Below are 22,119 nucleotides of genomic sequence, written 5' to 3'. Positions count from 1 at the left end.
TTAAGTTGTGCTTTACTCATCGTACCACCTTTAAACATAGAGAATAATAATGAATAAAGAAATGTTGATTGAACAAGTTGGGGCGTTGTTTGTTAATAATATGCCTTTTAACCAATTTTTAAAAATAGCGGTGGAGTCACTTAGTACTGAACAAGCTAAAATCTCCTTTCCTTGGCAAGATGTATTAATAGGCAACCCCGCGCAAAAAATTCTCCATGGCGGAGTTATTTCGGCGGTACTTGATAATGTCGGTGGAATGCTTGCTGCTGCCAGTGTAATCGGAAAACTAGACGATGCAGATTTACCCAGTGTACATAAAAGGCTAGCCACACTGGGGACTATAGATTTACGCACCGACTATTTACGTCCAGGCAAAGGCGAGGTTTTTATTGCTAGCGCTAAGCTGATTCGCTCAGGAAATAAAGTATGTGTGTGCCGAATGGAGTTACACAATGAGCAGTCAGTACAAATTGCTTTTGGAACGGGCACGTATTTAGTTGGCTAAAAAGTGAGAGGGGGGTAAACTGACGGCCTTTTAAATCACCAAGTGGTTACTATGTCGATTGATACCGAGCAGCGAAAGGGCGCTATTTTTGCCTGCCTCGCTTTTTTTATGTGGGGCCTCGCACCCATTTATTTTAAGATGATCCAACATGTGTCAGCATTTGAAATTTTAATGCACCGTGTTATTTGGTCAGTGGTGTTTCTTATTGTGGTGGTGAGTGTGCTCAGCTACTGGGATAAAATTAAACGCATTTTAATCCAACCTAAACTTATTTTGATGTTAGTTGTTACCTCGACCTTACTAGGGTTTAACTGGGGATTGTTTATTTGGGCCATCAATAACAATCACATGTTGGATGCCAGCCTAGGTTACTACATTAATCCTCTATTGAATGTGTTGCTTGGTATGGTGTTTTTAAACGAGCGATTACGTAAGTTGCAAGGTGCTGCTGTTGCTTTAGCTTTTACAGGCGTGTTGTTACAGCTAATTAGTTTTGGCTCATTCCCCGTGGTAGCGTTTTCATTAGCAACATCTTTCGCACTATATGGCCTATTACGTAAAAAGCTACAAGTTGATGCTCTGCCTGGGATTTTAATTGAGGCATTAATATTGTTACCCGTGGCGCTTACCTATTGGTGGCTAATGGTACCGACTGAAACGTCAAATTTACCAGGGAATGATTGGCTAACCAATGTATTATTGGTGAGCGCGGGCATAGTAACTACGCTGCCACTGCTGTGTTTTACCGGCGCGGCTAAGCGTTTGCAATATACAACGTTAGGGTTTTTTCAGTATATAGGGCCTAGCCTAATGTTTATTTTAGCGGTGGTATTTTATGGTGAGGTGTTTGATGCTGAGCGCGTAATTACCTTTGCGTGTATTTGGAGTGCATTGGCTATTTTTAGTTGGGACTCATACCATCAATCGCGAAAACGCAGAAAAGCGGCCATTGTAGCCTCTGGTGTGGTTTAAAAACTAAACCACTTTATTACGACCCGACTCTTTGGCTTTGTAGAGCTTTAAGTCGGCTTGTTTTAATAGTTCGTCAATTTGATAGGTTTCACTGTGGCTGAAGCCTATCGATAACGTAAACTTGATGTTTGCTTGACTGAATTCATGACTGTTAAGCTCAATAAAAAGCCTGAAGCTCTCTAGTCGTTTTAGCGCTTCCTGTTCGGTTAGCTCAGTAAAAAATACCGCAAATTCTTCTCCGCCTAAACGGGCAACCAATTGGTTTTCAAAATATTTATTAAAGCATATCGCAAGCCCTTTAAGCACTTCATCTCCGGCATCATGGCCATAGGTATCATTAATAGCTTTAAAATGGTCAATATCAAGCATAGCTAACATGGCTGGTGCTTTTGCTTTTTTAAACTGCTTTAATGACTTATTAGCCTCTTCAAAAAAGTAACGGCGATTAGGGAGTTTAGTTAAATAGTCAGTATTGGCTTGGCGCTTTATAGTTTCGATATGCTCTAGCATATCGACGTTTTGGCTTAACCGGCAGTAAAATTCTTCACTATTAAAAGGTTTATACAAGTAGTCATTTGCCCCATTTTTTAAAAATAAGGCAGACAAATTAGACGATGTAGCGCCTGAGATACCAATAATAGCTTTTTCGTCATTACTATAAATGCGCCTAATTTCATTACACAGCTCAATACCGCCCATATTAGGCATTTCTTTATCTATGATAATCACAGAGATGTCAGGGGTATTTTCAAGCTCTTTAAGTGCCTCTAGGCCATCGGCTGCTTGTAATATTTGGTATTTATGACGTGTTAATAAATTACAAATATATTGGCGTGTAGACGCTGAGTCATCAACAACCAGTACTTTAACTTGCTTATTGCGAGGTAGGCGATAAAGCTGCTTTTCTAAATATTCGTAAGCTTGTTTATTGCCTTTGATAATGTAATCAATAATAGGGTACTTTTCGACGGTGTCGCGAGTTTGATTATCGATATTGCCAGTCATAACAATGGTAGGGATATCTGCTGCAATCGTGCAGGGAACCGCTTCCCCTTTCGGGGCATCAGGCAATATAAAATCAACGACTGCGCAAAAATAAGCATGTTTACTTATTAGCTCTTTAGTCTCAGCCAGCGACTGGGCAATATCAACTTCATAGCCAATTTTTTGCGCGATATGCTTTTGCACTCGCGCAATAGTGGGGGTGTCTTCAACAATAAGTATTCTGTGCGTCACGTGGCAGCCTGTTTAAATTTTGCAAAAATGTTTGCTTATACAAGTTGTAACTGCTAAAACGCCAAAAAGCAACTATTGTAATGACTTATAGATTGTCTGCCTCAGAGTAATAATCTTGACTGATTGGTGTTGGCCCTGAAATTTTTGAGCGACCAAATAATGTATGAAATTTTGTTTTGCAGGTTGTTAACTTTAAGTATTTAACCCATGCTCGCTCTATGGGGTTGCTTGGCTCTACTATGCCACTAACCGCATTTAAAAATTGTTGCTGATGTTCGTTTTGTGGCTCAACTGCTTTGTTATACAAGCTTTTTAAAACAACACCGTGCTGTTCTAAAATACTTGCCTCTAACAGGGTAAAGTGTCCGCTGCGACTAAATCCGCGTGGAAAGTTTTGATCATCATAAAACTGACGTTGACTAACAAATGCTTGACGAAGTAGTGAAATATCATTGCTCATAGCTGTACCCTCATACCAATTATTAGCTGGAGTATGGTACATAATCGCTATTTTTTTAAACAAAAAATTTTTATCGTGAGGATAAAAAATTGGACATAGATTTATTAAAAACATTTGTTGAAGTGGTGCGTACTCGCCATTTTGGTAAAGCGGCAGAAAACCTATACATAACGCAGTCTGCAGTGAGTTTTCGAATTCGTCAATTAGAGCAGGGCTTAGGCGTAAATTTATTTATTCGCCAGCGCAATAATATTCAACTCACCGCCCCTGGTGAGCGCTTGTTGCCGCATGCTCAAATGATTATTACTGGAATGCAAAGGGCCAAAGTGGATGTTGCACTTGCAGATAATATGCATAAGCAAATCAGCTTGGCTGGGACTCCTAATATTTGGGATGCGTTTTTACAGTTTGGTATTACAAATATAGTATCGGCTATGCCCGGTGTATCTTTGGTGGCAGAGGTAAAAGCACAACAAGAGAGCACTCGATTACTATTAGAGCGCACCCTTGATCTAGCCATTTTATTTGATCCACCAAAAGTAGACGAACTCGTTGTTGAACGAATTTGTGAACTACCTATTATTCCGGTTAGTGGCTACGACACCGCAACAGGCGATAACTTTTTTGATAATCAATATGTTTATGTTGATTGGGGAACTACGTTTTCTCTTTGGCATGCCCGTCAATTTACCGGTAAAACGCCGCCTTATTTTAGAACCAGTACCGGACGTATAGCGCTTGATTTAATACTGCAATGTGGCGGTAGTGCGTTTATTCCACAGGTATTAGTTAAAGATCATTTAGAAAAAGGCGAACTTTTTCATGTAAAAGGGGTAGAAAATACGTCAAGAGATGTATTTGTTGCCTATCATAGAGATAACGAACAGAAAGAGTTAATAGAAACTCTGGTTAATTTGCTGTCGCAAATGACACCGAGTTTATTGAAACAAAGTAAGTAGTCGTTAAGCGGTATATTTTAGATGTTATTTTGATTTCAGATTTAATGCAGTTTTATTAACTTAAAAAGACAAAAATGTGTCCTTTGTAATATTTTTGTCATTTAGTGGTGACACACTGCTGCTGTTTTAAAAATTAGTCTATTGTGATTATCGAGGAAATAACATGAAATTTGCAAAATCGAGCTTATGCTTAGCCTTACTTAGTGGTTTATCTTTTAATGCGCTTGCAGAAGTAGACATTTACGGTAAAGCGAATGTAACTGTTCAATCATCTGACGATGGTGAAGGGTCGTTTACTGAAATTAAAAGTAATGCATCTCGTTTCGGACTTAAAGGGTCTGAAAAAATTTCAGACGGTTTAGAAGCTGTTTATAAGTTTGAATTTCAGGTTGATGTGTCGGATGCTGACTCAAAAGGCGATAAAGATAATATTTCAGCACGTAATCAATATGTAGGTTTTAAAGGTTCATTTGGTCAGGTAGTAATAGGCCGTAACGATACAGCGTTAAAGCAGGCGCAAGGTAAACTTGATTTATTTAATGACCTTGAAGGTGATATTAAAAACACTTTTAAAGGTGAAAACCGCTTAGGTAACTCAGTATCTTACGCTTCAAACTCATATGAAGGCTTTAAAGTATTAGCTTCATTTATTGCAGAAGATGATAAAGATGCCAAAAATGGTTACTCAGTGGCGTTAACTTATGGTGATGCTGGCCTTAAAAAGAGCGCTGTATATGCTGCTGTTGCTGCTGATAGTGAAGTAAATGGTTACGACGTAGTACGTGCAACAGTTCAAGGTAAAATTGAAGACTTTAGACTTGGTGCAATGTACCAAACACAAGAAAAAGTAGACGGTAGCGCTGAAGCTGACGGTTACTTAGTGAATGCAGCTTACCTAATGGGTAGCAACACTTTTAAAGTGCAATATCAAACAATGGATTTTGATGACAGCGATGATAAAAGTGCAGTATCGGTAGGTGTTGACCACAAGCTAAACAAAAATCTTAAGGTGTTTGGCTTTTACTCAAGTTTTGATATGGACAACAACGTTGACCAAGATTACCTAGGTTTAGGTATGGAATATAAGTTTTAACTAATACTTAGTTAAAACACTCCCTTTTAACCGCACTCAGCTGAGTGCGGTTTTTTTTGCTTTAAATTATTTACTTATCTGCGCATAATAGCCAAGCATTTGGAATGAGGTGAAACTCCTCAACTATACCCGTAACTGTAATCAGTTTTACTGTAAGTCAGATACAAGTGCCTTAAAACTTCATATAACGAGCGGGTTAACTCATTTTCTTTTTGGTACTTGTGGTACTGAGTGTGGGTTTTCCCTGCCTAGGATAATTTTTTGCACACTCAAACCGCTAAAAAAACTGCACTTCTAACCGTTAATAATGTCTCTTGGCGAGTGGGTAGCACCTTAATCCTTGAGCATATTAATTTGAGTATTGAGCGTGGCAAGTTTGTTGGCTTAATTGGTCCTAATGGTGCGGGAAAATCGAGTTTACTGCGGTGCTTGTATCGATTTAATCAGCCGTCAGCGGGAGAGGTTAAATTTAATAACACCGATATTTGGCAACTAAAAAGCGAAGACTACGCCAAGCAAGTTGCCGTTGTGCTACAAGAAACACCGTCGCAATTTAACCTCTCGTTATTCGATGTTGTGGCTCTAGGGCTTACGCCACATAAAACGCTATTCAGTTCGACCACCCAAGCAGATAAACAAAAAATAGCTCAGGCTATTAGCCATGTGGGGCTTGAATCTCATAGTACTCAATTATTTGATTCGCTATCTGGCGGTGAAAAGCAACGAGCCTTTATTGCCCGCGCTATTGTGCAGCAACCGCAACTTCTTATTATGGATGAACCAACTAGTCACCTTGATGTGAAATATCAAATTCAACTGATGGAGCTGGCTAAATCTTTAGGTATTACGGTATTTGCGTCATTTCATGACTTAAATTTAGCTGCTGCTATGTGTGATGAGTTAGTGGTTATTAAAAATGGAAAAGTTGTTGATGCAGGTAAGCCAAATAAAGTGGTCACTGAGCAGATGCTGGATGAGGTGTTTGGCGTTTGTGCACAAGTGAGCACTCACCCTCAATCAGCAGCTTCGGGTGAGGCTATTCCTCATATTACTTATTATTATGGATACCAATAATATGACGGTTTTTTCTAACCATACCGTTGCATTAATCGCTGCGCTACTATGCGCACTATTAAGTTTATTTATTGCACTGAGTTTTGGTGCGGCACCCACGTCGCTCGCAGATGTATATCAAAGCTTAACCTTTTCAAACGAGGCTTCATTTACCAGCCGTATTATTATTGAATTAAGAATGCCACGTACTTTGTTGGCTTTTTTAGCCGGTAGTGGCTTAGCGATTGCAGGTTTAATACTACAAACAGTCACCCGTAATCCCTTAGCAGATCCTTATTTATTTGGTATTTCGTCCGGCGCTTCATTAGGTGTGGTTATACTAATGTCTTTTGTGGGAGCTGGGGCGGGTATTGCGCTATCTGGGGCGGCATTAACCGGTAGTTTAGTGGCGATGGGATTATTAATTTTAATTGCTGGCAGCCAGCGTAATGCCCAAGTTGAATCGATGTTATTGGCGGGGGTAGCCTTATCATTTTTATTTAGTGCTTTTACTAGTTTGTTACTTTATTGGAGCGATCCACAAGCAGTCGCGGCTATTTTATTTTGGACTTTAGGTAGTTTTGCTAAAGCACAGTGGCAGTCGCTGCTGTTACCTGTCTTAGTCATTATGGTATGTACAATAATCATGTTGGGTTTTAGGCGCCAGCTTAATGCCATGTTGTTAGGCGATGAAAGTGCGACAACGCTTGGCGTAAGAGTACATCGTTTTAGAATTTTAATGCTTATTTTAAGCTCGTTGATCACGGCCGTGTTAGTTGCCAACTGTGGTGGTATTGGTTTTGTTGGCTTGATGGTGCCACACATAGTGCGCTTTTTTATCTCTCAAGGTAGCCGCGTTGGATTATTAATGACCGGATTAGTCGGGGGAATATTTATGGTGTGGGTCGATGTGCTCGCTCGCTCACTATTAAGTAATCAAGAGTTGCCAATCGGGGTGATCACGGCGGCTATCGGCAGTCTATTCTTTTTAAGTATATTGTATTTTCGTAAGCGTCAGCTGGTGGTTCAATAATGAAAACACTAATGGTACAAGGCACTACCTCAGATGCGGGTAAAAGTACCCTGGTTGCAGCACTTTGCAGAGTGTTTGCTAATCAAGGTGTTAATGTTGCGCCGTTTAAACCGCAAAATATGGCGCTTAATAGTGCCGTAACTCATGATGGCGGTGAAATTGGTAGAGCACAGGCATTACAAGCCGTTGCGGCAAAAGTTGCACCTGAAATAGACTTTAACCCGATATTACTCAAACCCAATAGTGATACCGGCGCGCAAGTTATTATTCATGGTAGGGCTATTAGCAATATGGAAGCCGACTCTTACCATGACTATAAAAAAGTGGCTATGGAAGCGGTATTAACCTCGCATAATCGTTTAGCTAAACGCTTTGACTTATTGTTGGTTGAAGGGGCTGGTAGCCCAGCTGAAATTAACTTACGCGCAAACGATATCGCCAATATGGGCTACGCCGAAAAGGTCGATTGCCCGGTTATTATTATTGCTGATATTGATAAAGGGGGTGTGTTTGCTCACCTAGTAGGGACTTTGGCGCTATTAAGCGAATCAGAGCAAGCACGGGTAAAAGGCTTTGTGATTAACCGTTTTCGTGGTGACATTAGCCTATTACAAGGCGGGTTAGATTGGCTTGAAGAGTACACAGGTAAACCTGTGTTAGGGGTGTTACCCTACCTACACGATTTAGCACTTGATGCCGAAGATGCCGTTGCCATAGATAATAATGTGACCGAGGCCAGCATTAATATTGCGGTGCTGCTAGTGCCTCATATTAGTAATCATACCGATTTTGATGCACTGCGATTACACCCCAATATAAATATAACCTATGTGCGCCATACTCAGGCGATTCCATCCGTTGATTTAATTATTGTGCCTGGCAGTAAAAATGTACTTAGCGATTTGGTATTTTTAAAAAATGAAGGCTGGGATCAGCAAATAAAACGCCATTTACGCTATGGTGGCAAAGTACTGGGTATTTGCGGCGGTATGCAAATGTTAGGTAATACGATTTGTGACCCTAATGCGGTGGAATCATCATTAGGGCAAATAGCTGGGTTAGCGCTTAGTGATTTTAATACCATTTTAGGTGAGCAAAAAGTGCTAAGCCAAGTAAACGCAATACTCAATTTAAACCAGCAGCAGGTTGCTTGTCAGGGTTACGAAATACATGCTGGGATCAGTAAAGGTCAAGCGCTCAACAAACCACTTATTCGCTTTAATAAACACCCAAATGGCTTTGAAACTGATGGTTTTATTAGTGATGATAATGCTATTGCTGGTACTTATTTACATGGCTTATTTGACAACGCAGCCGCTACAGAGCTGCTATTAAAGTGGCTAAAACCAGACAGTGAAATTAGTGGTATCAGCATCAATGAGCATCGCGAGCGCCAGCTAGAACGCCTCGCTGAAATGTGCCAAACACATTTAAACATTGAACAAATTATTAAAATTTACCAAGGACATAACAATGACTGAATCAACAAACGACAAGCACCAACAGCGCCAGCAAAAAGTAAAAGAACAAGTTGATGCTCGAGTAGCGGCGGCACAGCAAGAAAAGGGCATTTTTCAGGTTATTACTGGTAATGGCAAAGGTAAATCAACCTCTGGTTTTGGTGTGGTTGCACGCTGTGTTGGCCATGGTAAAAAGGCCGCGGTATGTCAGTTCATTAAAGGTACATGGGAATGTGGTGAGCGTAATTTACTACAAGGAGCTGGAGTTGAATTTGCTGTTATGAACACAGGTTTTACATGGGATACGCAAAATAAAGAGGCCGATACTGCGGCAGCACAAGCAACATGGCAAGAGTCAAAGCGGATGCTAAGCGACAGCAGTATCGATGTGGTATTACTCGATGAGCTCACCTATATGGTGACCTATGGCTATATCGACCTTGAGGAAGTGGTTGCTGCAATTAACAACCGACCTGCAATGCAATCGGTAATTATTACTGGCCGTGCTGCGCACCGTACCTTAATTGAGCTGGCCGATACCGTAAGTGAAGTGCGTAATGTAAAGCATGCGTTTGAGTCGGGCGTAAAAGCACTAAAAGGCTTTGATTACTAATGTTAAAACGCATTATTCTTGGGCTGTTATTGTTTGCTGTTTATGTACCTCAAGCCTTAGCCGACAAGCCGCTTCGTATTGTGGCTTTGGCACCACACATAGTAGAAAATTTATATGCCATTGGGGCGGGTGATCTAATAGTGGGCACGCTGGATTACGCAGATTACCCACAAGAGGCGACTAAAATTGAGCGTATCGGCGGCTATAATGGCATTTCTATCGAAAAGTTACTCATGCTCAAGCCTGACATGGTCATTGCGTGGAAAAGCGGTAATCAGGCAGAAGATTTAGCACAAATTAAGCGACTAGGGATTGAATTGCATTTAAGTAATCCACGCTCTATTGAAGGCGTAGCTAAGGAAATACTAAAATTAGGTCAATTAACCGGTCATATTGAGCAAAGTAAAAAAGTAGCTGAGGCATTTACAGTTAAGCTCAACGCAATTAAAGCCGCGCAGCATAATAAAACCATGCTTACTGGGTTTTATCAGCTGTGGCCAGAGCCTATGATGACGGTATCAAAAAATACCTGGATAAATCAGTTAATCGAAACCTGCCAAGTAACCAATGTATTTGCCGACAGCGACACAGATTACCCACAAATCAGCATTGAAAACGTGATAGTGACTAAGCCACAAGTTATTATTATTCCTGATGAAAAATCAAAACGGGTAATACCTACAGTTAATTGGCAGCAATGGCCTGAAATTCCGGCGGTTAAATATGAGCAATTTATTAGCGTTAACGCGGATTTATTACATCGTTTTTCCCCTAGAATGCTTGATGGGTTAGCACAAATGTGTGACAAAATTGAGGTATCTAGAGAACTTATTAAGAGTCAATTATGAGCAACTGGTCATCTTTTTTAAATCACGAACTTAGTCAAGTATATATGCAGCAAACCCTTGAATATGTTGCGAATAAACGATCAAACGGTATTGCTGTGTATCCACCAAAACCACAGGTGTTTAGCGCATTTGATGCAACTCCACTTAGCGACATTAAAGTGGTTATATTAGGCCAAGACCCTTACCATGGAGAAGGGCAAGCGCATGGCTTGTGTTTTTCTGTATTGCCTGAAGTTAAAAAGCTCCCGCCTTCACTTAAAAATATTTATAAAGAGTTAGTGACTGACATTAATGGTTTTATTACACCGGAGCATGGCTATTTACAAAGCTGGGCAGATCAAGGTGTGTTTTTGCTTAATACCGTACTAACAGTAGAGCAAGGGCAAGCCCATTCCCATAAACATTTAGGTTGGGAGCAATTTACCGATAACGTAATTACTCATATAAATGAGCATTGCCAAGGAGTGGTGTTTATTTTGTGGGGCGCACATGCACAAAAAAAAGGTAAAAGCATTGATCGCCAGCGCCATCATGTATTGTCTGGGCCGCACCCTTCACCGCTTTCAGCGCATCGCGGCTTTTTTGGCTGTCAGCACTTTTCAAAAACCAATGAACTGTTAATAGCGCAAGGAGCACAGCCCATTAATTGGCAAGTATAGGGTAATTGGTATTAAAAAAGGCTTTCATAAATGAAAGCCTTTTTAGATGCTGTTGTTGATTAAAACTCTAATTCATCAATAGCAATACTATCAGCAAAATAGTCGAGCTCCTGTAGTTCTTTGCGCAAACGTTGCTTATCTTTTATTGCTTCTATTTCGCGCCATTTTCTTTTTTTATTTTTTTGAGAGGTTTTTTTCGATGTATCAGAACCTTCTAATATCTCTATTATTTCGTTTAGGCTATCCATTGATTATCTCCTATTGACCACTTTTTGAACCTCGGCAGTATCTATACCACAGCTATTAATAAAATAGAATATAAATGTGACGAAACTGTTACTGATGGGTGGTATTTTGATGAAGATCAATACAAAAAGAACGTAAATGGGGACAAATCGAGTATTTAAAGTAAATCGCAGACATAAAAAACGCCGCTAAAAGCGACGTTTTTTAACTCATTAAACAGCTGTTAGTTACATCGCTTTAAAGCGTGCCTCTAGTTGCTCTTGCGCATCTGCAAATGAGCGAATACCTTCAGCTAGTTTCTCAGTAGCCATAGCATCTTGGTTATGTAACCAACGGAACTGTGCTTCGCTAAGTGGCTCTGGTTTTGGCTCTTTAGCAATATCGCTCTCTAGTAAGTATTCTTGTGCGTCTTCTAATTTACCTAGCTCTTCTAAAAGATTAGGGCTAATTGTTAGCTTATCGCAACCTGTAAGGGCAATAATTTCACCGGTATTACGAAAGCTTGCGCCCATAACAACCGTTTTGTAATCGTGACGTTTGTAAAACTCAAAAATACTACGCACCGATTGTACGCCAGGATCTTGTAGCGGGTCGGTTGGTTTTTCCATACCGTTTGCTACGTGCCAATCTAAAATTCTGCCAACAAATGGCGAAATTAAAAATACGTTTGCATCAGCACAGGCACGGGCTTGAGCATCACTAAATAAAAGCGTTAAGTTACATTTAGTGCCTTCTTTTTCTAACTGTTCTGCGGCTTTAATGCCTTCCCAAGTAGAGGCAACTTTAATTAAAATCTTGTCTTTGCTTACACCTTCTTTCTCGTAAAGGCTTAGTAAAGTATGTGCTTTATTAATTGTTGCTTGGGTATCAAATGATAAACGTGCATCAACCTCAGTAGAAATATAACCCGGAACAATTTCGCTAATTTCTTTACCGAGTAACACTGCAAAATAGTCACAAGCCAGCTCTAGTTGTTTTGCAGGCTGTTGCTCGGTTTCTTTAGCGTATTGCCATGCTTTATCTAGATAAGGTTTGTAAGCTTCAATCTCGCTCGCTTTTAAAAGCAGCGATGGATTGGTAGTCGCATCTTCAGGTTGATGTTTTTTTATGGCTTCTATATCGCCCGTGTCGGCCACGATAGAAGAATGTTGTTTAAGCCTTTGTAGAGCGCTAGTCATTTGCTTTTCCTCATTCCAAGCAAGTTAAAAGAAAATCTAAACTACCTTAATATAGCTATACTGCAACAGTGTGACAATGCTTGATAGGTCTTATGTCCTTATCAATGAAAAAACGGTAACGGTTGAGTTTTAGGTAGGATAATTTTAAACAAAACGTGCTTTTCGTCTCATTTAATGTTGAAATTGACATTAAATAATTTACAAGTCAATAGCTAACTATGATCACTGTTATTTCACCAGCAAAGAATCTTGATTACGACACGCCACCCGCAACAGATAAGTTCACTCAACCTGAATTACTTGAGCACAGCGAAGCGCTCATGAAAGTATGCCGTGAACTAACTCCTGCGCAGATTGGTAGTTTAATGAAAATTAGCGATAAGCTCGCGGGCCTTAATGCAGCACGTTTTAGTGAGTGGGCGCAACCGTTTACTACGAGTAATGCTAAACAAGCGGTGCTTGCCTTTAATGGCGATGTATATGGCGGTTTAGATGCCGATACCCTAACGGCTAAGCAACTTGATTATGCTCAAGAGCATTTACGTATACTCTCGGGTTTATACGGATTATTAAAACCGCTTGATCTAATGCAAGCCTACCGCCTAGAAATGGGTACAAAGCTTGAAAACAGCCGTGGTAAAAACCTATATGAGTTTTGGGGCAGTATTATTGCTAATAAACTTAACGACGTTTTAGCGGCACAAGATGCACAATACTTAGTTAATTTAGCGTCTAACGAATACTTTAAAGCGGTAGATAAAAAAACGCTTAACGCACAAATTATTACGCCACATTTTAAAGACTGTAAAAACGGCCAATATAAAGTGATTAGCTTTTACGCTAAAAAAGCGCGCGGTATGATGGCGCGTTACCTTATCGAAAACCAAGTCACGCAATTAAGTCAGCTTAAAGAGTTTACCGTGGCCGGTTATTACTTTAGCTCAGAGGCAACCACTAAAGAACTTGAACCGGTATTTTTGCGCGAAGAGCAAAGCTAAATTTAGCGCTATTTGCAGCTAAACACATACCCAAAAAGCTATGCATTGCATGGCTTTTTTTATACTGGCGCTATTTTTGCAAACCTTAGGTTATTAATAGAAACTAAGGTATAAAATAAATGCTCTCAATTCCCTCAATTACAGAAGCCGAAAAACTTATAGAAGAAAAGCTCGGCGGTTGGTTTGATGTTGTTATAAGTCATATCCCTAACTTTATAGTCGCGGTGATTATTGCGATTATATTTTCATTTATTGCCCGCCTTGCAGGCAAAGGAATGAAAAAAGTATTACGTCGCTCGCTCGATTCAACTCAAATTGCCGACTTAATGGCCTCCATTTTTAAAGTTATTGTTCTGAGTGTTGGGGTCTTTATTGCCCTTGATTTTATGGGCTTAAAAAGTACCGTTACGTCACTACTTGCGGGTGCAGGTATTGTTGGTCTCGCCATTGGTTTTGCTTTTCAAGATATGACCGAAAACCTAATTGCGGGTATTGCTATGGGTATTCGTAAACCGTTCAAAGCGGGTGATGTTATCGAGACCGATAACGTATTTGGTTCAGTGCATTCAATAAACTTGCGCAACACACTAATAGAGAGCTTTTACGGGCAGTTGATACTGGTTCCTAATAAAATACTATTTAGAAATGTACTGCGTAATTACAGCACTTTAGGGGTCAGAAGAATAGAGGTACCTGTAGGTATTTCTTACGCTGATGATATAGAAAAAGCCAGTGAAGTTATTGTCGATAAAATTAATCAATTCGACTTTGTGATCCGCAAAAATGAGACCGCTGTATACGCAGAAGGCTTTGGTGATAGCAGTATAAACTTACTGGTATGGTTTTGGATTAAATACCCTGGCGAGCCCGATTTTATGACGGTGCGTCACAAAGGCGTTGTGGCAGTAAAGCAAGCACTCGATGCTGCTGATATAAGTATTCCGTTTCCTATTCGTACGCTGGATTTTGGTATTAAGGGCGGTGAAAAACTCGATGCCATGATAAGCGATAAAATAAGTCAGCAGTCAGCAAATAAAGAGGGTGACAATAATACTGATGCAAGACAAGGTGAGTAAATAATTTAAAACCCCGAAGGTAAAAGCATTGGGAAATAGTTACTGACTATCAGCGCGTTTTTACAAAGTAAAACGCGCTTTTTTATAATAATTAATTGATGATCTGAAGTAATTAAAGCCTTGCGTTAACTAAGTTAAAAGCGTCTTAATTAGAAAACTATATCGATAAGGTTTCTCATCTCAAAATAGATTACTTAGTTAATCGAATTTGTGCTCAAGCTTGATGCAAGCCCTATATAGTAAGTGTCTGTGAGTAATAAAGGATTCAATGGTATAAGTAGCTGCAATGAGCGTCGCGATTGGTGCGTAAACGAAAAGGCTTTTAATCAAGCTATTTAAACTGGATTGGGATTATGTCTGTATTGAATTTATATTGTGCAGGCCATAAAAAGCGCCGCTTGTGTTGGAGAAGCAAGCAGCGCTGAAGAATAAGTTAAGAAGGAGGTGTATTAAATAACACTAATTTTGTTGCGAATTACTTTAACTCCATCCATATTTTCTAAAAATTTTTGTGCAAGAGCACGTTCAAAACCGTTATTAGCTTTGCCATTAAGTTCAACGTCGCCATTTTCGACCTGTACGTTCAAATTTTCTAATTCTAAATTTGGATTAGTACGTAACTCATGAGTAATAGATTGTTGTAAATTAGGTTGTGTGGCCACACTACTTACTACTGCTAAATGCGTTGCTGCACTAACTTTAAAAGCAGAGACTAATAAAAATAAACAACAAAACGAAATAAAACCGATAGTAAATTTAATGCGACTCATAACTATATCCTTAGTGTTTTTGAAAAAGCAGCGCCGATACTCGGCGTTTTAATACTCATACACTAGCTTGGGTTACAAGTTTTATTCCAAAATTAACCATTTGAAATAATTGGATATTTTATTAAGTAGTTATTCAGCTAAGTAGTTTTTACATATTACTCTGAATTGCTTACTCACTGTTTTTAAGCCACAAAAAAGCCGACAAACGTCGGCTCAATCAAATGTATTAAAGCTAAAGCTATTTTTTCTTTTTAGCTTTGGCTTTTTTCTTCGCTTTCATTTTTACTGGATCTTTACGCTTTTTAACTGGTGGCTTAGCTTCTTTATGTTTTGGCTCTAATCCTTTAAATACACGGCGTTTTAGCTTCTGCTCTATGTAACGTTCTACTTTGTAAAGGATGCCAATATCGTGCGCTTCAATTAGTGAAATCGCTATGCCTTTTTTACCCGCGCGGCCTGTACGGCCAATACGGTGTACGTAAACATCTGCAGTGCGAGGCATATCAAAGTTAATTACGTGGCTTATATCAGCTACATCAATACCACGCGCGGCTACATCGGTCGCGACTAAAATGCGGGTTTTGCCACTGTGGAAATTTTCCATCGCTTTCATGCGTTTATCTTGTGGCATTTCACCACGTAGCCACGCAGCTTTAACGCCGTTATTGGTTAGTTCACCAATAAGGGTTTCAAGGCGCTCACGAGTTTTTACAAACACAATCGCTTTACTAACATCAGGGCCGTTTAAGGTGTTAACTAATAGCTCAAGTTTATGATGATAATCGTCGGCTAAATGAACCCATTGATGTATTTTAGCTTTTTCTTTGCGTGATGATTCGGCTTCAAGCAGAGCCGGGTCGTTTAAAATACGCTCTGCAAATAATTCTACGCTGTCACCTTCAAGAGTAGCTGAGAATAAAAAGCACTGACGACGGTTTTTAGCTTCATCACAAATACGCAGCATTTCTTTACGAAAGCCCATGTCGAGCATGCGGTCGGCTTCATCAAGAATGAGCATTTCTACGTTTTCTGCGTGGAAGTTTTCAGTTTCCAAATACTCCATTAAACGCCCAGGTGTGGCGATTAAAATGTCGTTATTATTTTCAAAAATTTCTTTGTGTGTACCGTAATTAATACCGCCGGTAACCACCCCAATTTTTAAGTGGGTTTGTTTTGCAAGTAACTCACATTGTTCATGAATTTGATAAGCAAGCTCGCGAGTTGGGGTCATAATTAATACCCGTGCAAAGCCCGGGTCACGACGCGGGAAATCCATTAAATATTGAATTGCTGGAATTAAAAATGCCGCCGTTTTACCCGTACCTGTCGGTGCAGACGCTAAAATATCACGCCCTTGCAACGCCTCAGGAATGGCTTGTTGTTGAATGCTAGTAGGGGTTTCAAAACCCATTTTATTGATAGCATTGAGTAGCTTATTATCAAGATCAAATTCAGAAAATTGCATAGAGTGTCAAAAATAGGGGACAATTGCCGTTAATTATACGCACTTAAACCTACTTGGTGAATGAAAAGGTGAAAAAATGTCTGGTTTTGCATTTAAACAATTTAAGGTTGAGCACGACCAGTGCGCCATGAAGGTCTCTACCGATGGTATTTTACTTGGGGCATGGGCTGATTTAAGCGGTGCAAGTTCTTTATTAGATATTGGCACAGGTACGGGGTTACTGGCGTTAATGTGTAAACAGCGAGTGCCAGATTTAAAGGTGAGTGCGGTTGAGGTTGATAAGGCCGCCTACCAGCAAGCTGTACAAAATTGCCAGCAAAGCCCTTGGCCAGACATTAGTATTTATCACCAGTGTGTACAGCAGTTTGCGGCTGAGACTAAATTTGATTGTGTTATATCTAATCCACCTTATTTTAATCACAGTTTAAAAAGTGATAATGAAGCACGCAATGCCGCTCGCCATACCGATGGTTTAAGCTTTGCAGAACTCATTGCTGCGTTTAAACGCTTAACGCATAAGCAAGCACGTTTTAATTTAATTTTACCCAGCAAAGAGGCACAGTTATTTATAACCTTGGCGCAGCAGCAAGGGCTGTATTTAAGCGCGCATTGCCAAGTCAAAACCACACCGAGTAAAGTGTTCAGCCGCAGCTTAATGCGCTTTAGCTCAATCAAAACAGAATTAGAGCAATCAGTGCTTTGCATAAAAGATGAAAACAACACCTACACAGCTGATTATGTCGGGCTTTGCAAAGCATTTTATTTAAAGATGTAAGCTATTTATTGAGCTTGGTTATTTAGGGCGTGTTGATCTTTGATGGTTGGATTTGCAGCAGTATGTTTGGTTTTTAGGCAAGGCAGAGCCTATGTAGTGTGGTTATTCCCCATAAATAGGCGATAACGCAGCATAAATACCAAACATGCGCTGCCCTCTGGGTTCTTTCTCGGGACGATAAACTCTTTGTTGCTCGGTTTTTACTTAGCCCGCTAGGTTACACGCCTCGCGCCGCGATTTAATCGCCCCTAGATTGAACAAACTTCAATCCGCAATGATCAACACGCCCTAGTAAAAAAGGATAATTTACCCATTATGCATACGTATTCAGTTTTTATTTAATCAATCACCAAACTAGTGTTAACCACTTGTAAATAACGTCGAGTATGTTGTTTAACTCGCTCAACACTTGGAACACACACTATGAAGCTGAATAAAATTATCACCACTGCAGGATTGAGCCTCGGCTTAACTTTACCAAGCTTAGCTATGGCTGCACCTACAACATTTGTGCACTTATTTGAATGGAACTGGCAAGATATAGCTCAAGAATGTGAACAGTATTTAGGGCCTAAAGGATATGCTGCTGTACAGGTATCTCCGCCTAACGAGCATATTACAGGTAACCAATGGTGGACTCGTTACCAACCTGTGAGCTACCAACTGCAAAGCCGTGGCGGGAACCGGACGCAGTTTATAGATATGGTTAATCGATGTAATTCGGCAGGCGTAGATATATATGTTGATACCCTAATAAACCATATGGCTGCAGGCAATGGTACTGGTACCGCCGGTAATAACTTTGGTAATAAACAATATCCTATTTATAGCCCACAAGATTTTCACCAAAGCTGCTCAATTAACCCTGAAGATTACGGTAATAACCGCTATCGTGTGCAACATTGCGAGCTGGTAGGGCTTGCCGATTTAAATACCGCTTCAACTTATGTGCAAAATACGTTAGCGGCATATATTAATGACTTACAAGCCTTAGGAGTTAAAGGCTTTAGGTTTGATGCTGCTAAGCATGTTGCTGCAAGTGATATTCAAAGTTTAATGGCAAAAATAAATGGCTCGCCAGTGGTTTTTCATGAGGTGATAGATCAAGGTACTGAAGCGGTAGATGCCTCAGAGTATTTAAGTACAGGTTTAGTTACTGAGTTTAAATACAGTACACAGCTTGGTAATACATTTAGAAATGGCTCGCTTGCGTGGCTAAGTAATTTTGGTGAAGGTTGGGGTTTTATGCCAAGTTCATCAGCTGTGGTATTTGTTGATAACCATGATAACCAACGTGGGCATGGTGGTGCGGGTAATGTAATTACTTTTGAAGATGGTCGTTTATACGACCTAGCTAACGTCTTTATGTTGGCGTATCCGTATGGGTACCCAAAAGTCATGTCGAGTTATGACTTTCATGGTGATACCGATGCAGGTGGGCCAAGTGTGCCAGTGCACAACAATGGTAACTTGGAATGTTTTGCAAGCAAATGGAAGTGTGAGCATCGTTGGTCGTACATTGCTGGTGGTGTTGATTTTAGAAATAACACTGCCGATAACTGGGTTGTAACAAACTGGTGGGATAACACCAATAACCAGATTGCATTTGGGCGAGGTAGCTCAGGCCATATGGCAATTAATAAAGAAGACTCAACTTTAAATGCAACAGTTCAAACAGATATGGCTGCTGGGCAGTACTGTAACGTATTAAAAGGTGAGCTTTCGGGTGATGCTAAAAGCTGTAGTAGTGAGGTTATTACAGTTAATAGTAACGGCACGATTAATTTAAATGTGGCGCCATGGGATGCCATGGCTATTCATAAAAATGCTAAATTACTACAAGGCTCGCTCCCTAATAACGGCGGTGATTGGCAAAGAACCGTTGTTTTTATCAATGCGCTAACACAAAGCGGACAAGATATGTTTGTTCGTGGTGGAATAGATCACACTTATGCCAATGCAAACCTTGGTAGAAACTGCCAAACAACGAACGTTGAATGTGCCATGCCTATTCGTCACAACAATTTAAAAAACAACACCACTTTGCCTTGGAAAGCAAACGATAATTACCTAGATTGGTATGGTATTGAGCAAGGTCAAAGCAGTGAGGCGCAGGGTACCGCGATGGATTGGACTACTAATATATGGCCTAGTGAATTCGGGGCGCAAAAAACGGTAGATAATGATGGTTTTGGCGTTACAGCACTTAACATATGGGGCGAACACTACTGGATGCTTGATGTTGATATGGATTGCAGTAAAGCCGTTAACGGCTGGTTTGAACTCAAAGCATTTATAAAAAATGGCCCAGAGTGGGAGGGCGATATAAATCAAGCAAGCATCCCATATGCAAGCACTAACCATATGGCCCAGTGCGGCAAAATTAATATGTTTGAATTTAATAGCTCAAGTGTAGAGGTGCGTGACTTTTAAATATGCACTTTTAATCATGTACTTTAAAACGTGATTATTATTTAAAAACCAAGTGTGTTAAAAGCACTTGGTTTTTATTTTTTACATGCACCTAATTAGCTATGTAATTTCATAGTGTGTTTATAAATCAGCTGGTATTATTGTTTTATTCGCTATTTAAAATCAAAGCAACTCAATGAAAAACTTCAATAAACTAACTTTGCTAAGCACTCTCGCTGCAGCTTTATTTATAAGCCATAGTGCGCATGCAAACATGAGTCCTGCAGGGCTTTGGAAAACCATTAATGAAGACACCAAAGAAGCAAAGTCTTATGTACGCATTACTGAGCATGATGGCGTACTGACTGGCAAAATTGAAAAAATACTCAATAAAGCCAAGCAAGATGCGCTTTGCAGCGAGTGTGGTGGTGATAAAAAGAATCAGCCGATGCTAGGCATGACCATTATTGAAAACGTAACTTATGCAGGTGACGGTAGTTGGGAAGACGGTGAAATACTCGACCCAAATAACGGTAAAACCTACAGCGTGCGTTTAACACCGCAGCAAAATGGCGAAAAACTTGAAGTGCGCGGTTATGTGGGCTTTTTTTACCGTAACCAATACTGGTTAAAAGTAGAATAATTAAGTATTAAAAAGCGCTGCATAGCAGCGCTTTTTGCAAAAGTGCACAGTTACAGGGTTTCAGCGTACTCTGTCATCACCTGTTCTACCCAGGTGGTAATTCGTTCATCGCTTAGCTCGTACTGACTATCTTCGTCTAATGCTAAACCAACAAATTGTTTACCGTCTTCGGTAAGGGCTTTAGAGGCTTCAAATTCGTAATTACTGTCGTTAGGCCAAAAGCCAAGTTGAGTAATGGCTTGGGCATTTATTTCATCATGAAGCATACCTAATGCGTCTTGAAACCACTGACCATACCCTTGCTGGTCGCCCATACCAAATAAGGCAATGGTTTTACCATTTAGGTCAACGTCTTTTATGTCGTCCCACTTTGATTCCCAATCTTCTTGAATTTCGCCAAAGTCCCACGTAGAAATACCAAAAATGATAAAGTCATATTGCTCAGCGTTTTTAAGCGGCTCGTCTTTAATATTATGTAAGCTGACAATGTCGGCGCCTATAATGTCGCGTATTTTTTCTGCCGCCATTTCGGTATAGCAGGTAGTAGAACCAAAAAATAAACCAATCTGCATCGTATTTATCACTGTGTAATTGCCTGTTATGATAGGCTCAAGTTTACCGTAAGGTATTTTTAATTGATACCTTCTCCCGTGGTATTACCAACATGAGATCACAACGTGACAACGCTATCTGACGATTTACCTGAACAAAATAATGAGCTAAGCAGCAATAGCGACTTTTTAGAAACCTTTCTTGATAGCCTCTATTTAGAGCAAGGCGTAAGTGAAAACACACTGAGCGCTTATCGCAGTGACTTAGATAAGTTTTGCCAATTTTTAAAAGGCGAAAACTTAATGACTGTAACCAGCCTCGACGTTGAAAGTTACTTAGCGCACCGTGTTGATTTGGGGTTAAAACCACGCAGTACTGCACGCAGTATTAGTGCATTAAAACGTTTTTATCAGTACTTTGTACGCGAAAAAATAATTAGCGACTCACCTATGGTTAATATTGCTCAGCCTAAAGCGGGGCAGTCGTTACCAAAAACGCTTTCTGAGGCTGAAGTAGAGGCGCTATTAAGTGCCCCCAATATTGAAGAGCCAATGGGGCTGCGCGACAAAGCCATGCTCGAGCTCTTGTATGCAACGGGTTTGCGGGTAACTGAGCTGGTAGGGCTGAGAATGGAGCAAATAAATTTGCGCCAAGCTGTGGTGTTTGTAAAAGGTAAAGGAAATAAAGAGCGATTAGTGCCTTTAGGTGAAGAGGCTATGTATTGGCTGGAGCAATTTTTAAAGCTTGGGCGAGCACAAATGATAAAACACGCCACCGATTTTGTATTTCCTTCTAAACGAGGGGTAGGAATGACACGACAAACTTTTTGGCATCGGATTAAACACTATGCTATTTTGGCATCCGTTGAGTCGCCGTTATCACCCCATACCTTGCGACATGCATTTGCAACGCATTTATTAAATCATGGGGCTGACTTGCGTGTGGTGCAGATGATGCTTGGCCACAGCGACCTATCAACTACCCAAATTTATACGCATGTAGCGAATGAGCGATTAAAATCGGTGCATGCTGAGCATCATCCTCGTGCTTAAGCGAATTTTTTTGTCACTAAGCCGGTCATATAGACACGATAAGATAAGTATTTTTAGGATA

Annotated in this window: 23 protein-coding genes and 1 riboswitch; of the genes, 16 read left to right on the top strand and 7 right to left on the bottom strand. The window is 40.2% G+C overall.

Annotated features, from left to right (window positions below):
- The first annotated feature begins 49 nt into the window (after positions 1-49).
- Together ACNSN2_RS12245 and rarD are read left to right on the top strand one after the other, a co-directional pair.
- Positions 50-505, top strand: a complete 456-nt coding sequence (locus ACNSN2_RS12245; protein ID WP_008467759.1) for a thioesterase family protein — start codon at positions 50-52, stop codon at positions 503-505.
- Positions 506-556: 51 nt separating this feature from the next.
- Positions 557-1,477 carry an EamA family transporter RarD gene (gene rarD, locus ACNSN2_RS12240; RefSeq protein WP_008467760.1) on the top strand — a complete coding sequence of 307 codons (921 nt, stop codon included), beginning with the start codon at positions 557-559 and terminating at the stop codon, positions 1,475-1,477.
- A 3-nt stretch (positions 1,478-1,480) separates the two neighbouring features.
- Here rarD and ACNSN2_RS12235 read toward each other — a convergent pair whose 3' ends face one another.
- Together ACNSN2_RS12235 and ACNSN2_RS12230 are read right to left on the bottom strand one after the other, a co-directional pair.
- Positions 1,481-2,713, bottom strand: coding sequence for a response regulator (locus tag ACNSN2_RS12235; RefSeq protein WP_008467761.1), 1,233 nt, complete (start codon positions 2,711-2,713; stop codon positions 1,481-1,483).
- An 85-nt stretch (positions 2,714-2,798) separates the two neighbouring features.
- Entirely contained in the window at positions 2,799-3,173 is a 375-nt protein-coding gene (locus ACNSN2_RS12230; protein WP_418607541.1) for a DUF413 domain-containing protein, read from the bottom strand.
- 89 nt (positions 3,174-3,262) lie between these two features.
- Between ACNSN2_RS12230 and ACNSN2_RS12225 the strand changes: the two genes are divergently transcribed.
- The 8 genes from ACNSN2_RS12225 to ung all read left to right on the top strand — a co-directional run bounded on the left by ACNSN2_RS12225 (position 3,263) and on the right by ung (position 10,891).
- Positions 3,263-4,132 (top strand): LysR family transcriptional regulator, encoded by an 870-nt coding sequence (locus ACNSN2_RS12225; RefSeq protein ID WP_008467766.1) that lies wholly within the window; start codon positions 3,263-3,265, stop codon positions 4,130-4,132.
- 163 nt (positions 4,133-4,295) lie between these two features.
- Entirely contained in the window at positions 4,296-5,225 is a 930-nt protein-coding gene (locus ACNSN2_RS12220; protein ID WP_010391543.1) for a porin, read from the top strand.
- A 57-nt stretch (positions 5,226-5,282) separates the two neighbouring features.
- Positions 5,283-5,413: riboswitch (cobalamin riboswitch) on the top strand.
- Positions 5,414-5,486: 73 nt separating this feature from the next.
- Complete coding sequence (locus ACNSN2_RS12215) at positions 5,487-6,299, top strand: ABC transporter ATP-binding protein (RefSeq protein WP_418607538.1); 813 nt, start codon at positions 5,487-5,489, stop codon at positions 6,297-6,299.
- Position 6,300: 1 nt separating this feature from the next.
- Complete coding sequence (locus ACNSN2_RS12210) at positions 6,301-7,311, top strand: FecCD family ABC transporter permease (RefSeq protein WP_075169939.1); 1,011 nt, start codon at positions 6,301-6,303, stop codon at positions 7,309-7,311.
- Positions 7,311-8,792 carry a cobyric acid synthase gene (locus tag ACNSN2_RS12205; RefSeq protein ID WP_418607537.1) on the top strand — a complete coding sequence of 494 codons (1,482 nt, stop codon included), beginning with the start codon at positions 7,311-7,313 and terminating at the stop codon, positions 8,790-8,792. The genes ACNSN2_RS12210 and ACNSN2_RS12205 overlap by 1 nt, the downstream gene beginning before the upstream one ends.
- Complete coding sequence (cobO, locus tag ACNSN2_RS12200) at positions 8,785-9,384, top strand: cob(I)yrinic acid a,c-diamide adenosyltransferase (RefSeq protein WP_010391538.1); 600 nt, start codon at positions 8,785-8,787, stop codon at positions 9,382-9,384. The genes ACNSN2_RS12205 and cobO overlap by 8 nt, the downstream gene beginning before the upstream one ends.
- Entirely contained in the window at positions 9,384-10,232 is an 849-nt protein-coding gene (locus ACNSN2_RS12195) for a cobalamin-binding protein (protein WP_131691656.1), read from the top strand. Before cobO ends, ACNSN2_RS12195 begins: the two co-directional genes overlap by 1 nt.
- Positions 10,229-10,891, top strand: a complete 663-nt coding sequence (gene ung / locus ACNSN2_RS12190; RefSeq protein WP_036984896.1) for a uracil-DNA glycosylase — start codon at positions 10,229-10,231, stop codon at positions 10,889-10,891. Before ACNSN2_RS12195 ends, ung begins: the two co-directional genes overlap by 4 nt.
- 59 nt (positions 10,892-10,950) lie before the next feature.
- Here ung and ACNSN2_RS12185 read toward each other — a convergent pair whose 3' ends face one another.
- Together ACNSN2_RS12185 and tal are read right to left on the bottom strand one after the other, a co-directional pair.
- Positions 10,951-11,139: a DUF3545 family protein gene (locus tag ACNSN2_RS12185; RefSeq protein WP_008110646.1), complete on the bottom strand. Its 189-nt coding sequence runs from the start codon at positions 11,137-11,139 to the stop codon at positions 10,951-10,953.
- Between the two features lie 225 nt (positions 11,140-11,364).
- Entirely contained in the window at positions 11,365-12,315 is a 951-nt protein-coding gene (tal, locus tag ACNSN2_RS12180) for a transaldolase (RefSeq protein WP_418607534.1), read from the bottom strand.
- Positions 12,316-12,533: 218 nt separating this feature from the next.
- Here tal and yaaA point away from each other — a divergent pair, with 218 nt between their 5' ends.
- Both yaaA and ACNSN2_RS12170 read left to right on the top strand, forming a co-directional pair.
- Positions 12,534-13,313, top strand: coding sequence for a peroxide stress protein YaaA (gene yaaA, locus ACNSN2_RS12175; protein ID WP_013465813.1), 780 nt, complete (start codon positions 12,534-12,536; stop codon positions 13,311-13,313).
- A 119-nt stretch (positions 13,314-13,432) separates the two neighbouring features.
- Positions 13,433-14,389: a mechanosensitive ion channel family protein gene (locus tag ACNSN2_RS12170; RefSeq protein ID WP_138569996.1), complete on the top strand. Its 957-nt coding sequence runs from the start codon at positions 13,433-13,435 to the stop codon at positions 14,387-14,389.
- Positions 14,390-14,838: 449 nt separating this feature from the next.
- Here ACNSN2_RS12170 and ACNSN2_RS12165 read toward each other — a convergent pair whose 3' ends face one another.
- Positions 14,839-15,159 (bottom strand): BON domain-containing protein, encoded by a 321-nt coding sequence (locus ACNSN2_RS12165; protein WP_036956628.1) that lies wholly within the window; start codon positions 15,157-15,159, stop codon positions 14,839-14,841.
- Positions 15,160-15,397: 238 nt separating this feature from the next.
- On the bottom strand, positions 15,398-16,624 hold the full coding sequence (gene srmB, locus ACNSN2_RS12160; protein WP_010391528.1) for an ATP-dependent RNA helicase SrmB: 1,227 nt from the start codon (positions 16,622-16,624) through the stop codon (positions 15,398-15,400).
- A gap of 76 nt (positions 16,625-16,700) precedes the next feature.
- On the opposite strand from srmB, the gene ACNSN2_RS12155 reads away from it, so the two are divergent.
- The 3 genes from ACNSN2_RS12155 (at position 16,701) to ACNSN2_RS12145 (ending at position 20,454) form a co-directional block, all read left to right on the top strand.
- Positions 16,701-17,399 (top strand): tRNA1(Val) (adenine(37)-N6)-methyltransferase, encoded by a 699-nt coding sequence (locus ACNSN2_RS12155; protein ID WP_418607531.1) that lies wholly within the window; start codon positions 16,701-16,703, stop codon positions 17,397-17,399.
- A gap of 423 nt (positions 17,400-17,822) precedes the next feature.
- Complete coding sequence (locus tag ACNSN2_RS12150) at positions 17,823-19,832, top strand: alpha-amylase (protein WP_418607529.1); 2,010 nt, start codon at positions 17,823-17,825, stop codon at positions 19,830-19,832.
- Between the two features lie 175 nt (positions 19,833-20,007).
- Positions 20,008-20,454, top strand: coding sequence for a DUF2147 domain-containing protein (locus tag ACNSN2_RS12145; protein WP_418607528.1), 447 nt, complete (start codon positions 20,008-20,010; stop codon positions 20,452-20,454).
- Between the two features lie 50 nt (positions 20,455-20,504).
- On the opposite strand, the gene fldB is transcribed toward ACNSN2_RS12145, so the two are convergent.
- Positions 20,505-21,026, bottom strand: a complete 522-nt coding sequence (gene fldB, locus ACNSN2_RS12140; RefSeq protein WP_418609070.1) for a flavodoxin FldB — start codon at positions 21,024-21,026, stop codon at positions 20,505-20,507.
- 105 nt (positions 21,027-21,131) lie between these two features.
- Here fldB and xerD point away from each other — a divergent pair, with 105 nt between their 5' ends.
- Positions 21,132-22,058 carry a site-specific tyrosine recombinase XerD gene (xerD, locus tag ACNSN2_RS12135; RefSeq protein ID WP_138570359.1) on the top strand — a complete coding sequence of 309 codons (927 nt, stop codon included), beginning with the start codon at positions 21,132-21,134 and terminating at the stop codon, positions 22,056-22,058.
- Positions 22,059-22,119 lie beyond the last annotated feature (61 nt).

It is taken from the genome of Pseudoalteromonas sp. US3C1013, from assembly GCF_048401115.1.
In the GTDB taxonomy this organism is placed as follows: domain Bacteria; phylum Pseudomonadota; class Gammaproteobacteria; order Enterobacterales; family Alteromonadaceae; genus Pseudoalteromonas; species Pseudoalteromonas undina.
This window is presented reverse-complemented; position numbering and strand designations above follow the sequence as displayed.

Bases quoted from the DNA above. Each gene is read 5' to 3' on its own strand.
- ACNSN2_RS12245 (WP_008467759.1), top strand. From the start codon at position 50: ATGAATAAAGAAATGTTGATTGAACAAGTTGGGGCGTTGTTTGTTAAT.
- ACNSN2_RS12195 (WP_131691656.1), top strand. From the start codon at position 9,384: ATGTTAAAACGCATTATTCTTGGGCTGTTATTGTTTGCTGTTTATGTA.
- ACNSN2_RS12170 (WP_138569996.1), top strand. From the start codon at position 13,433: ATGCTCTCAATTCCCTCAATTACAGAAGCCGAAAAACTTATAGAAGAA.
- fldB (WP_418609070.1), bottom strand. From the start codon at position 21,026: ATGCAGATTGGTTTATTTTTTGGTTCTACTACCTGCTATACCGAAATG.
- ACNSN2_RS12145 (WP_418607528.1), top strand. From the start codon at position 20,008: ATGAAAAACTTCAATAAACTAACTTTGCTAAGCACTCTCGCTGCAGCT.
- ACNSN2_RS12210 (WP_075169939.1), top strand. From the start codon at position 6,301: ATGACGGTTTTTTCTAACCATACCGTTGCATTAATCGCTGCGCTACTA.
- rarD (WP_008467760.1), top strand. From the start codon at position 557: ATGTCGATTGATACCGAGCAGCGAAAGGGCGCTATTTTTGCCTGCCTC.
- ACNSN2_RS12150 (WP_418607529.1), top strand. From the start codon at position 17,823: ATGAAGCTGAATAAAATTATCACCACTGCAGGATTGAGCCTCGGCTTA.
- ung (WP_036984896.1), top strand. From the start codon at position 10,229: ATGAGCAACTGGTCATCTTTTTTAAATCACGAACTTAGTCAAGTATAT.
- ACNSN2_RS12205 (WP_418607537.1), top strand. From the start codon at position 7,311: ATGAAAACACTAATGGTACAAGGCACTACCTCAGATGCGGGTAAAAGT.
- srmB (WP_010391528.1), bottom strand. From the start codon at position 16,624: ATGCAATTTTCTGAATTTGATCTTGATAATAAGCTACTCAATGCTATC.
- ACNSN2_RS12230 (WP_418607541.1), bottom strand. From the start codon at position 3,173: ATGAGCAATGATATTTCACTACTTCGTCAAGCATTTGTTAGTCAACGT.
- ACNSN2_RS12165 (WP_036956628.1), bottom strand. From the start codon at position 15,159: ATGAGTCGCATTAAATTTACTATCGGTTTTATTTCGTTTTGTTGTTTA.
- cobO (WP_010391538.1), top strand. From the start codon at position 8,785: ATGACTGAATCAACAAACGACAAGCACCAACAGCGCCAGCAAAAAGTA.
- ACNSN2_RS12155 (WP_418607531.1), top strand. From the start codon at position 16,701: ATGTCTGGTTTTGCATTTAAACAATTTAAGGTTGAGCACGACCAGTGC.
- yaaA (WP_013465813.1), top strand. From the start codon at position 12,534: ATGATCACTGTTATTTCACCAGCAAAGAATCTTGATTACGACACGCCA.
- tal (WP_418607534.1), bottom strand. From the start codon at position 12,315: ATGACTAGCGCTCTACAAAGGCTTAAACAACATTCTTCTATCGTGGCC.
- ACNSN2_RS12220 (WP_010391543.1), top strand. From the start codon at position 4,296: ATGAAATTTGCAAAATCGAGCTTATGCTTAGCCTTACTTAGTGGTTTA.
- ACNSN2_RS12185 (WP_008110646.1), bottom strand. From the start codon at position 11,139: ATGGATAGCCTAAACGAAATAATAGAGATATTAGAAGGTTCTGATACA.